A 12,564-nucleotide genomic window follows, 5' to 3' on the forward strand; every position below is an offset into this window, starting at 1 on the left:
TACTAATATCTAACAGATGCTGCGTTCATGTAAGTAACTGCTATGGTTAACGACATGAACGCAAACAATCATGCTACGTTAAAACGTATTACCAATCTGGAACTGAACTTTTTCAGTTTCATCGCCTTCTTTATCACCAATAGGTACAGCATAACTCAATGAAATTGGACCAATTGGCGTATACCAGGTTATACCTGCACCCGCACTAAAGCGCATGCTATTGTCTTGCGTCAACAGTGGTACGCCCGTATCAGTACCGTCATTAGGATTGATAAAAGTGCGATCTTCCTTATCAGTCGTATCAAATACTTGACCACCTTCAGCAAACAATACTGGACGCACTTGATCTGCCCAATCGCCCTTAAACGGCATTGGCAAAATTAGCTCACTACCGAAGCTGACTAACGCATTACCACCGATGTCTTCGTCTTTGTAACGCACATCATCATTTATGGCATCATAATACGTTTGTGATTTTGGCCCAAGAGTTGAGGCCTCATAACCACGTACAGAGCCATAACCTCCAGCATAAAAGTTTTCATAAAATGGCAAATCATTACCATAGCCAAGCTTAGTATAACCGCGTGCTACCCAGTCTTTGTAGAAGGGATAATAGATGTTGCCGCTATAAACAAGTTTTTGATAGTTGGTATCACCCAAGCCAATGGTGGCATCGACCGTATGGCTCATACCTTTGGTCGGGAATACTGGACGATCTAAGGTGCTATAGTCCCAGCCGAATAGTAGGTTATAAGTATTGTAATCATTTTTGAAGCCCGTGCGTCCAGAAGCCTGATTTTCATCATTGACAAAGTTCTCAAACGTACCGCCATCATCAATAATTTGCTGAACGTTTGATACACCCAAGAAGCGACCACCACGTACTGAAGTGTTATCAACATTCAAACCGGCACTAACACGTTTGGTTTCGTCAACAGGATAACTATAGTTCAGCGTAGCACCATAAGAATCGGTGACATAGTTACTAACGTTTCTATCATCGTATTTCGTTTCACGATAATAGGCACTAAGACCTTGTGAGACGCCGTTTTCGGTAAAGTACGGATCGGTATAACCCAAGCTATAAGAATCACGGGTTTCTGAGCGTGATAGTGCCGCTTTCACACGGTTACCTGTACCCATAAAGTTGTTTTGTGTTAGATCTAACTGGAAAGTCACACCGCCGCTTTGTGAGTAACCCGCGGCAATCGTTGAGCTACCAGAAGGCTGCTCTTCAACCGTATAATTGATGTCTACTTGGTCTGGTTGATTCGGTACGGGCTTGACATCAACGTTGACAGCTTTAAAGAAGCCTGTACGCATCAGGCGTGTCCGTGACAACTGGATTTTGTCACTAGTTGCCAATGCGCCTTCTAATTGACGCATTTCTCGGCGCAGTACTTCGTCTTGAGTTTTGATGTTACCAGTAAAATTAATACGACGAACGTAAATAGGACGTGCAGGGTCGATGAAATAATCGATATCCACTACTTTGGTCTCGTCATTGATACGTGGTACTGGTCTCACCTGCGCCAAATAATAGCCTTCATTACCGTAACGACTCTTAAGTGCCGCGGTGGTTTCATCGAGCTTGGCTTGCGAGTACTTTTCATTGGGTGCAAAAGTTACCAACTCTGTTAGTTCATTGTTCTCAAAAGTCGGCTTACCTAAGAAATTCACTTCGCCAAACTGATATTGTTCGCCTTCGCTTAGACTCACTTCGATAAACACGCTGCTCTTATCTTCACTGATGTTGAGCACCGCATTATCTACTGCAAAACGCACATAACCATCGTTTTGGTAAAGCGCTTTTAGATTCTCTAAACTGGCAGCCAGTTTTTCTTTGGCATAACGATCAGACTTTGACAGCAGACGTGTCCACGAAGACTCTTTTACTGCAAAAACGTCTTTGATTTCTTCATCACTAAAGTGTTTATTGCCAATGATATTAATATCGACCACTTTGGCAGGTTTGCCTTCGACAAAACGCACGTCGAGCTTGACGCGATTGCCATCAAGTAACGTTTGATCAACCTCGATATTGCTGTTGTAATAGCCTTGGCTGATATATTGTTGCTGTAGCTCGTTGGCAACGCCTTGTAGCGTGGCTTGTTTCAACACATTACCGGCAGACAGACCAGCATTGTCTAGCCCTTGCTCTAGCCCTTCTTTTGGAATGAGCTTATTGCCCTCAAAATTGACTTCAGCAATCGTTGGGCGCTCAACGACATCAAACCGTAGCTGTCCACCTTCGATACGGCTTTGAATATCAGCAAAATTTTCGGTCGCATAAAGCGCCTTAATACTGGCTGCTAAACTACTGTCATTTACCGTATCCCCTACCGAAATAGGTAGAACCGGATAGAGGCTATCGGGGGTTAAACGTTGCAAACCATTGAAACCGATGTCAGTGACTACAAATTCTGCAGCCTGTACTGGCATACTCATCATCGCTACAACTAACGGCAACCCTGCCGCGCTCATAAATAAAGGCGTACGCATAAACACTATCCGTCAATAAAAAACTTGCTTAAGTTAAGTTAAAAAGCCCATATTGTCTAGCGCATTTCGCATGAAATTTAAGCGCATACGCAGCAGACTCAGAACACTTTATATAAAATGCATCACAAAATAAACTAAAAATTACGATTAGTACAGAGGCCATGATACAAAGCATGCTACCTATCATGGTCATAATCATCCCATAATAGGCGTAAAACCATTAGTATCTCGTGCCTTATCGATCATATTAGCGATTCGCTGGTCAAAACAGCCGACTAATATCATTACCAATTGCTAACACCATGAAACCTGCCAGCAAGAGTAAGCCGATATTTAGTCCAATCATTTGCACCCCTTCCGAGAGTGGCTTACCACGAATCAATTCAATAAGATAATATACAATATGACCGCCATCCAACACAGGAATGGGTAAAAGATTGAGTACAGCAAGACTCAAACTAATCAAAGCCGCCGTCGATAACACCATCTGCCAACTGATATCAAAACTCTGTTTGGCCACTTTAGCGATAGTAATCGGACCTGACAAATTGTTCAAACCAATCATGCCTGATAACATCTTACCCATTGAGCTGACGGTCATCACTGCAAGCTGTTCAGTTTTCTCAAATGATTTCACCAATGACTCACCAGGGCCATAGACTACAGTGGTCTTGTAAGCGTCAGGAATAACAATTTCGGACTGTGCCACCATAGCACCAATTTGCCCATAATCGTTACCCAAATTGTCTTTTTTGCCTTGCGGCATAATCTGAAGCTGTACGGTTTTACCATCACGCAATACTGTGAAGTTAAGCAAAGTTTCAGGACTGTCGCGGATGATACGAGTGGCACTGAGCCAATCTTTAATTGGTTGATCATTGATAGCAACAATACGATCGCCTACTTTTAGTCCTTGGCGACTGGCGGCACCATCAGCGGTCAAATCACCTACTATCGGTGCAATATCTGGTTGCCATGGCAGCATGCCAAAGCTGGTCAACGCATCTTTACCTTGCGCGCTGCCTTGCATAAACTGAGTTACGGGCGCTTGATAAGTTTTGATTGCATTATCAGCTTGTGTCTCTGATTGCAAAGTAATACTGACATTATCTGTCTCGCCCATCCGTCCAGCAAGCCGATAGTTGATGCCTTCCCACGTTTGTACCTCATGCCCATCAATCGCAACGATTTTATCACCAACTGGCAACTGTGCCATAGCAGCAGGCGTATCAGGTAGTACCTGCCCAATCTTGGTCGCCAGCTGCTCTGATGGCGTCATAAATAACACCCAAAATAGCGCAATAGCAATGATAAAGTTCATGATAGGACCAGCTGCAACAATCGCAATCTTTTTTAGTGGATGCTGACGATTAAACGCCAAATGTTGCTCAGCTTTTGCTACCTCGCCTTCGCGTTCATCGAGCATTTTGACATAACCACCAAGTGGCAAAGCAGAAATGCGATAATCAATACCGCTTTTTTTGCTCGTCCAGCCAAAGAGTTTGGGACCAAACCCGATAGAATAGGTCAATACTTTAACGCCGCAAAGACGAGCGACGATATAGTGTCCCCACTCATGTAAGGCAATGAGCGGACCTAAGACAAATATTGCCGCAAGGAGCGTTAATAAAAACGTCATGATCTTTTCTCAGTATGGTTTCTCAGCATTCTTTCTTTGCATCTTTTATTAACATCATTTTTTAACGACGCAGTTGTTGATACACTTACACCAACTTTGCCACAAGTTTTTCTGTAAGGTGACGTGCTATTTTATCAATTGCGAGTATATCTTCTATGTCAGCCGTTTCGTTTAACGGTGGCAGCTGTATGTCATTTAATGCTTGCTCATTGATATCAGCAATGTCGGTCAGGCGAATTTTTCCAGCCAAAAATGCCGCCACGGCAATTTCATTCGCCGCATTTAAGACAATCGTCGCTTGTGTGCCCGCTTGCATCGCCTGTCTTGCCAAACGCAAACAGGCGAATTTTTGCAAGTCAGGCTCAATAAACTCCAAACCACTAAGTGCAAATAAGTCTAACGGCTGCGAGCCACTATCGATACGATCAGGGTAACTGAGCGCATGGGCAATGGGCGTTTTCATATCTGGACTGCCCAGCTGCGCCAAAAAGCTACCATCGCTATATTCTACCATTGAGTGAATGATACTTTGTGGATGAATCACCACATTTATCTTATTTTCAGGCAAATCAAACAAATGACAGGCTTCAATCAACTCAAGCCCTTTATTCATCATCGTTGCTGAATCAACGGATATCTTTTGACCCATTGACCAATTTGGATGTTTGACCGCTTCAGCGACGCTCGCTTGCTGCATCTGCGCAAACGATTTTTGCAAAAACGGTCCACCAGAGGCTGTTAACCATAACTTGCGCACGCCGTGGTTTGGCTGATGAATTTGGGTATTGTCCTGCTGAATAGCCAGTGGTAAACACTGAAAAATAGCATTGTGCTCAGAGTCAAGCGGCAGCAAAGTAGCGTTATGCATTTTGACCGCATTAATCATCACTTGCCCTGCCATCACCAGCGCTTCTTTATTCGCCAGTAAAATACGCTTACCTGCACGAGCAGCAGCTAAAGTAGAAGGCAGACCAGCTGCGCCTACGATCGCAGCGACAACGGTATCCGTCTGCGAATCAGTGGCAATGTCGACCAGCCCTGCTTCGCCGCCTACCACATCGATGTCAAGACCTGCCGCACGGAGTCGCTGGGCAAAATCATCGACTACGGCGGTCGGTACGCTCACGCGCTTTGGCAAAAACTGCTGACAAAGTGCGAACAGCTTGTCTAAACGGTGATAGCCTGACAGAGCGTAGACCGTGTAAAGCTGTGGTTGCGCCGCTAATATTGCTAACGTGCTATCGCCAATCGAACCTGTCGCGCCTAGTACGGCGATGCGTTGCGTCATAACCATCGGTGCCTGTAAATGATACTCTAAAAAATTAAATAAGAAATCGATAAAACGTCTGATAAATAAGAGATGGACGATATCCAATGTATTGACTAGTCACTCATCTTAACTACTATAATTAGGGCGTATCATCGTCTATGAATTATTTTTTCAGTCCTAAACCACTATCAAACCTAACTGCTGTATCGCCCAAAAACCAAGCGCAAATATCGGTGTAGCAGATAGCAGTGAGTCGATACGGTCAAGCACGCCGCCATGCCCCGGTAAAATCGTTCCTGAATCTTTGACATCAGCGCGGCGCTTAAGCATCGACTCAAATAAATCGCCAAGTACCGAGGCTAAAATTGTTATTGCCGACAATGACACAAAGGCAATGAGCGCAGCGCCCGTCAATTGCAACTTAAATACACTGATGGCAATGACCACGAGCAGACCAGTGACCAAGCCACCAGCCAGCCCTTCCATACTTTTATTGGGTGAGACGTTCGGTGCCATTTTGCGGCGACCGAGCTTACGCCCCACAAAATAAGCGCCACTATCTGCGCACCAGACCAAAAGGAACACATAGAGCAACCACCATGCTGACAGTTGCCACAAATAAAACATTGCCGTAATCGATGCGGTCAATATCACCGCACCCATCAATGCCAGTTTTTTACCATACCAATTGGTATGAGTCGGGAACACTCGCACCCAAGACAGTGCCATTAACCATATAGCCAGTGAAGCCACCCACCAAAACAGCCATGTGACTTTAAACATGAGTGATACTAGGGTCAGCACCAAAACCAATAGCACAAACAGCGCAGGATGACGCCACTTAGGCATCAGCTTAGTCCATTCATGAGCGGCAATAATAACGCCAATCGCTAACAGCGGTGCAAATAAAATAGGGGTTTGGCTCGCAAACATTGCAATACCAACGATAATAACGAGAACAACTGCCGTCTTAATTCGTTGCCACATACTTATTGAGCCTTATAATAATGAAAAACGCATGGTCAAAACGTGCATTATAGCAGCTAATCTACAATAGCCCACTAATAGCAGTTGACGCTTATTGACGCGGTTTATTATTTCACAACCAAGCAATATTAACTACATATACGATAGCGGCTTTGTAAGAGCTTTTTCCTTTACAAAATAACAGGCAAATGCTTAACACCATTAACGACTTGCTTGCTCTATCACTATCTGCTCACTGGTTTTGCCAAAACGGCGCTGCCGCTGAGCGAACTCTGTTACCATTGCTGCCAACTCATCGGCTGCAAAATTCGGCCATAATGTCTGGGTAAAGAATAGCTCAGCATAGGCTGACTGCCACAATAAAAAGTTAGAAATTCGGTATTCACCGCCTGTGCGTATCAGCATATCTACTGCTGGTGCATCTGCTAATTGCACATAGTTACCGAGCAATTCTTTATTAATATCATCAGCACGTAACTGACCAGCCTCTACTTGCTGCGCCAGCTGTTTTGCTGCATGAGCAATATCCCATTGCCCACCATAACTGATAGCGATGACTAGAGTCATGGCTTTAAAGCCTGCTGTTTTTGCTTCAGCGTCCGCCATTAATGCTTGCAAATCATCACTCAGCTGACTGCGGTCACCAATAAAACGCAGACGAATACGATACTCATTCATGCGTGGTATTTGCTCATGAATGGTCGAGGCTAACAGTTGCATGAGTAGTGCCACCTCACTGGGCGGGCGTTGCCAATTCTCACTAGAAAATGCAAATACCGTTAATACTTCGATACCCGTATTAACGCAATACTCGACGATAGGATCGAGTGCATCTTTGCCAGCCACATGCCCTTGGCCTTTGCCCAAATCATTGGCTTTACCATAACGATTATTGCCATCCATGATGATAGCGATATGGCGTGGAAGAAGATCAGGAGCCAAAACGGCTGAAGTGGACATAGGCGAAAGTGCTTATTGTTAAGGTAAAATAATAATAATAACGGCTGCGATAACGATTAGAAAGCGGCATAACCATAATTCACAAACTTATCATAAACCCATCTATGGGCGTGATTTAGTTTGCAAGATAGCGCTTATAAAATACAGTTTACAAATCTGAGAAAGCCTATTGCCGTATCCGATTGATATAACATTGGCGCTATTATCGGTACCGTCTACACAATAATAAGCAGCCAATAGTACTGACAGATTGGCTGCTTATTATAAGGATATGATGTAACGGATTTTTTGTCTTACATGATCAAAAAACCAGTGCTTTACACGTCCATCAAGTCAGTTTCTTTTTTGCTCAAACGTTTATCGATGGTTTCGATATACTTGTCAGTGATTTTTTGGATATCGTCACTGGCACGGCGCTCGTCGTCTTCTGAGATCTCTTTTTCTTTGGCCAATTCTTTGATGTCATTCATCATGTCACGGCGAATATTACGGATAGAAACACGGCTACTTTCTGCTTCTCCACGCGCAAGCTTTTGCATGTCGCGGCGTGTTTCTTCTGTCAATGCAGGCATTGGCACACGAATCACATCGGCGGTCACTGGGTTGAGACCCAAATCTGCTTCGCGAATGGCCTTGTCAATTGCTTGTACCATGGTACGGTCAAACGGCTGAACCATGAGCGTACGTGAGTCTTCAACGTTGACACTCGCCACTTGATTCAAAGGTGTAGGCGACCCGTAGTAGCTAACCATCACGCCTGACAACATACCCGGATGTGCGCGCCCTGTACGGACTTTGCTAAAAGTGCTCTCAAGCGCTTCCAGTGTTTTTTGCATGCGCGCTTCGCCGTCTTGCTTAATCTCTTTGATCATTAGATATCCTTATTTATCGCTGTCGATAAATCATTCATTTGTTAGTAAATATACGGGTGTCCACTACTAATTATTAGCGACTGTAGTTATTAGCGACCAATCTAATTTTAATAACTGGTATTCTCGTATTAATATTTAGAGCGTTCAGGCAAATCAGTGATAAACGCGTGTGCCTTCATTTTCGCCCATGATGACGTTTAATAACGCATTAGGCTTGGTCATATCAAACACTTGTAGCGGCACGTTGTGCTCACGGCATAAGGCAATGGCAGTTAAATCCATCACGCCAAGTTTTTGCTCTAATACTTCATCAAACGTTAAACCATCATATTTAACTGCATCATCATGTAAGCTTGGGTCTTTGTCATAAACGCCATCAACTTTGGTGGCTTTTAGAATCAAGCCCGCTTCGATCTCGATACCACGTAAGCAAGCTGCCGTATCAGTGGTAAAGAAAGGATTGCCTGTACCAGCAACAAAGATACATACTTCGCCATTTTTGAGATAGCGAATGGCATTGCGGCTGCTATAGCTTTCGGTCACTTCACCAATTGGCAAGGCTGACATCAGGCGGGTTTTAATATTGCGGCGCTCAAGCGCATCACGCATCGCCAGACCATTCATAACGGTTGCTAACATACCCATTTGATCACCAGTCACACGGCCGACTAAGCCTTCTTGTTGCAACTGCGCGCCGCGATATAAGTTACCGCCGCCGACCACGATACCGACTTGAACACCAAGACCACGCAAATGGGCGATAGACAAGCTCATCTTATCGAGCACTTCGCTATCAATTCCCATCTCTTTGCCACCAGCTAAGGCTTCACCAGAGAGTTTCAGCAAGATACGAGAGTAACGCGGGTTTTTGTCAGACATGAGGTCACCTTGTTAGCATTAAATTATAATTAAAATGAGCGGTAAAACACAAATAGAGTTTGCCTTCGAATTTACTCGAAGTGTCATCACCGAGGTACTATATAGGAAGCACCGCAACTGATGACAAACGTGTAAAAAGGCTAAATTGCGCTAATTGTAGCAAAAACTGCCCGCAATTGGGCAATTTTCATGCGTCTATTACAGTGACTAATCAGCTACAGTGACTGCTTAGCCTTTGTAACTGGCAAACAAATCATATTCGCTAGCGTCGTCAATCGTAACCGTTAGGAATTGTCCGACTTTAACTTGAGCGGTAATCTCATCAACGTAGACATGACCGTCAATCTCTGGTGCGTCAGCATAGCTACGACAAATTGCAACACCCTCTTCACTATCGATTTCATCGACCAATACCATCAAGGTTTTACCGACTTTCTCTTGTAGCTTTTGCGCTGAGATGTCTTGTTGCAGCGTCATCAAACGCTCATAGCGTTCTTGCTTAATCTCTTCTGGCACATGATTTGGCAGGTCATTAGCCACTGCGCCTTCGACTTCTGAGTAAGTAAACGCACCAACGCGATCAAGGCGAGCTTCTACTAACCAATCAAGCAAGCATTGGAAATCTTCTTCTGTCTCGCCAGGGAAGCCCACCACAAAGGTTGAGCGAATGACGATATCAGGGCAAATCTCACGCCATGCATGGATACGCGCCAAGGTGTTTTCGCTATGCGCTGGGCGTTTCATCGCTTTTAGGATGCGATGGCTGGCATGTTGAAACGGAATGTCGAGATAAGGCAGTAGCTTCTTCTCGCCCATTAGCTCAACCACTTTATCGACATGCGGATATGGATAGACATAATGCAAGCGCACCCAAATGCCTAAGTCATTTAAGGCTTGGCACAAGTCATAAAACTTCGACTTCAGCGGCATGCCATTCCAAAAACTGGTCTTATATTTCAAATCCAGTCCATAAGCAGAGGTATCTTGCGAAATAATAAGCAATTCTTTCACGCCAGCATTTTTCAGCGCCAGTGCTTCATTCATGACGCTATCAATCGGACGTGAATCCAAATCGCCACGTAAGCTTGGAATAATGCAGAAAGTACAACGATGGTTGCAACCTTCTGATATTTTTAGATAAGCATAATGGCTTGGGGTCAATTTGATACCCGCCTCATTAATCAAATCTATCTTTGGATCATAACCAGCGTCCTGACTGCGGTCAGGCTTGGGCACATGCAGCGAAACGGCTCTAATGACCTCATCATAAGCATGAGCGCCAGTTACTGCCAATACAGCGGGATGCATTTCACGGATTTTATCTGCTTCTTTACCCAAGCAACCTGTGACGATGACTTTACCGTTTTTGCTAATCGCTTCGCCGATGGCATCAAGCGACTCTTGTACTGCTGACTCAATAAAACCGCAAGTATTCACGACAACTAGATCTGCACCTTCGTAATCACTCGCCACTTGATAACCATCACGGCTAAGCTCAGTGATAATGCGCTCACTATCGACCAAGGCTTTTGGACAACCAAGCGACACAAATCCAATCTTTGGCGCTGCACTAACTGGCATCGTAGCAGTCGCATTGGCAGTCGTTACATCACTACTTTGCTCAATGCTACGGTTTTGATTGTGATTGGCTCTATGATGGTAAGGTTGGTTAGTATTTGCTTGACTAACATCTGCCTGATTGTCTTGTGCTATATTTGGTTTGGCAGGATTAAAAACGGTGACAGTGTCTTTTAACATAGAATCTGTTGGCGTAGAAGTTGACGGTGAGGTAGTAACAGTCGTATTAACCGACTCGGTAGAAGTGTTGGGCATGGCTGACCTTGCTAGAGATAAATTGGCTGTGCGCATTGTACGTTTTTTTTGCAAAAATCGCCAGTTTTGCCGCTCTATAGTGTTGATTTATGGTTAAATATTATATCGCGTCTTCTTTTATTCTAGGCAATAGCCATGACAACCCATTTGACAACCGTAAAACCGACACCTGACTTAGCATTCATGTCACAGCATTTGTTCACCGCTATTTTATGGATCAATGATGATTTATCGATCACTTGGCTAAATGCCCAAGCCGAACAACTACTTGCTATTAGTAGTGGACGCTTACTGGGTCAGTCTATATTGACACTGCTTGCATCCAAAGCATTGAAATCAGCCGATAGCAATCATGACAGTGATAACCATATAACTGTCGATAAAAGTAGTGGTGAAGATATCCATGAACAAACTTGCTCTTTAAAAGAACGATTTCAGCAAGCAAAGCAGTATCAACAACCCTTTATCGATCATGATCACCTTATCAGCACACCGCTAAATGGTAATTTATCATTCTCAGTCGATTATAGCGTGACCCCTGTCATTTATGAGCAGCAACCTTATTTTATTATTGAGATGTGGGGCAAGGATCGCCAAAGTCGCATATCAGAGGAACAACGCCAGCAGCAACAATATAATGTTGCCCGTCATATGCTGCGCTCGGTCGCTCATGAAATCAAAAATCCGCTTGCCGGTATTCGCGGGGCGGCGCAATTATTACAGCGGCAATTCATCAAATTCAGTGACGCCTCGCCTCTTAATAGTGCTCCTCCTGCTATTCTTGGCACAAACCCTATGGTAAACCCGAATAGCCATCTGCAAAAAACGGCTGAAAAACTGCGCAATTATACTGATATCATCATCTCAGAAACGGACCGTCTAACCCATCTTATTGGGAAATTCCTTGGCTCCAATCAATTACCAAATTGGCAAACGCTAAATATCCATGAGCCACTGGAGCATGTTTTATCTTTGGTCGTCAATCAATATCCGCAAGTGACGCTACAGCGCGATTATGACTTGTCATTGCCTGAGTTATGCGCTGATAAAGATCAGCTGATACAAGTGTTTTTAAATCTGATTAATAATGCCTGTGAATCGATGACTGAGTTTGAGCAAACGCTGCAGCAAAGAGAGTTGTCCGAGCCTACTAAGGTGCAACAACCTGTCACTTCACAAACGAGTAATAAGGACAGCACCAGTTATAAGCCAACACTGCACATTCAAACCCGCATTGCCTTTCAACATACCATTGCTGGGCAACAGCACAAGCAAGTGCTACAAATCAACATTACCGATAACGGTTCAGGCATTGATCCAGCATTGATCGGACAGATATTTTTCCCAATGGTGACCAGCCGTGCCGCAGGGACGGGGCTAGGATTGTCTATCGTGCAAGATATCATCAGTCATCACCATGGTATGATTGACGTGAGCTCCCAACAATCAAAAAACCTTAACGACAGTGTCAAAAATGACTACAACCACCAACACACCAGTTTTACGCTGTACTTGCCTTTCAATCAGCCAGCGCACCATGCTTAAAATAGCCAGTACCCAAGGCTTAGAAACCATGACCTAACCTATGAAACAATCACCCTGAATCACTTGCTTATTAGGCC

9 protein-coding genes are annotated in these 12,564 nt (G+C 44.2%); 1 reads left to right on the top strand and 8 read right to left on the bottom strand.

All coding sequences use genetic code 11. The features are described from left to right. Window positions 1-78 precede the first annotated feature (78 nt). The 8 genes from bamA to rimO form a co-directional block, all read right to left on the bottom strand. Window positions 79-2,502 (bottom strand): outer membrane protein assembly factor BamA, encoded by a 2,424-nt coding sequence (gene bamA / locus JMX95_RS01800; protein WP_201559873.1) that lies wholly within the window; start codon window positions 2,500-2,502, stop codon window positions 79-81. A gap of 262 nt (window positions 2,503-2,764) precedes the next feature. Next, complete coding sequence (rseP, locus tag JMX95_RS01805; RefSeq protein WP_201559874.1) at window positions 2,765-4,141, bottom strand: RIP metalloprotease RseP; 1,377 nt, start codon at window positions 4,139-4,141, stop codon at window positions 2,765-2,767. Window positions 4,142-4,226: 85 nt separating this feature from the next. Then, entirely contained in the window at window positions 4,227-5,435 is a 1,209-nt protein-coding gene (gene ispC / locus JMX95_RS01810; RefSeq protein ID WP_201559875.1) for a 1-deoxy-D-xylulose-5-phosphate reductoisomerase, read from the bottom strand. Between the two features lie 153 nt (window positions 5,436-5,588). Further along, a complete protein-coding gene (locus JMX95_RS01815) occupies window positions 5,589-6,398 on the bottom strand; it encodes a phosphatidate cytidylyltransferase (protein WP_201559876.1) in 810 nt (269 codons plus the stop codon). Between the two features lie 201 nt (window positions 6,399-6,599). Beyond that, entirely contained in the window at window positions 6,600-7,358 is a 759-nt protein-coding gene (gene uppS / locus JMX95_RS01820; protein ID WP_201559877.1) for a polyprenyl diphosphate synthase, read from the bottom strand. Window positions 7,359-7,675: 317 nt separating this feature from the next. Beyond that, window positions 7,676-8,230, bottom strand: a complete 555-nt coding sequence (frr, locus tag JMX95_RS01825) for a ribosome recycling factor (protein ID WP_045451790.1) — start codon at window positions 8,228-8,230, stop codon at window positions 7,676-7,678. A 153-nt stretch (window positions 8,231-8,383) separates the two neighbouring features. Then, window positions 8,384-9,109 (bottom strand): UMP kinase, encoded by a 726-nt coding sequence (gene pyrH / locus JMX95_RS01830; RefSeq protein WP_045444979.1) that lies wholly within the window; start codon window positions 9,107-9,109, stop codon window positions 8,384-8,386. Between the two features lie 228 nt (window positions 9,110-9,337). Further along, complete coding sequence (gene rimO / locus JMX95_RS01835; RefSeq protein ID WP_201559878.1) at window positions 9,338-10,942, bottom strand: 30S ribosomal protein S12 methylthiotransferase RimO; 1,605 nt, start codon at window positions 10,940-10,942, stop codon at window positions 9,338-9,340. Between the two features lie 135 nt (window positions 10,943-11,077). Between rimO and JMX95_RS01840 the strand changes: the two genes are divergently transcribed. Further along, on the top strand, window positions 11,078-12,487 hold the full coding sequence (locus JMX95_RS01840; RefSeq protein ID WP_201559879.1) for a two-component system sensor histidine kinase NtrB: 1,410 nt from the start codon (window positions 11,078-11,080) through the stop codon (window positions 12,485-12,487). The last annotated feature ends 77 nt before the right edge of the window (window positions 12,488-12,564 follow it).

Source organism: Psychrobacter sp. NC44 (assembly GCF_904846655.1).
Lineage (GTDB): Bacteria > Pseudomonadota > Gammaproteobacteria > Pseudomonadales > Moraxellaceae > Psychrobacter.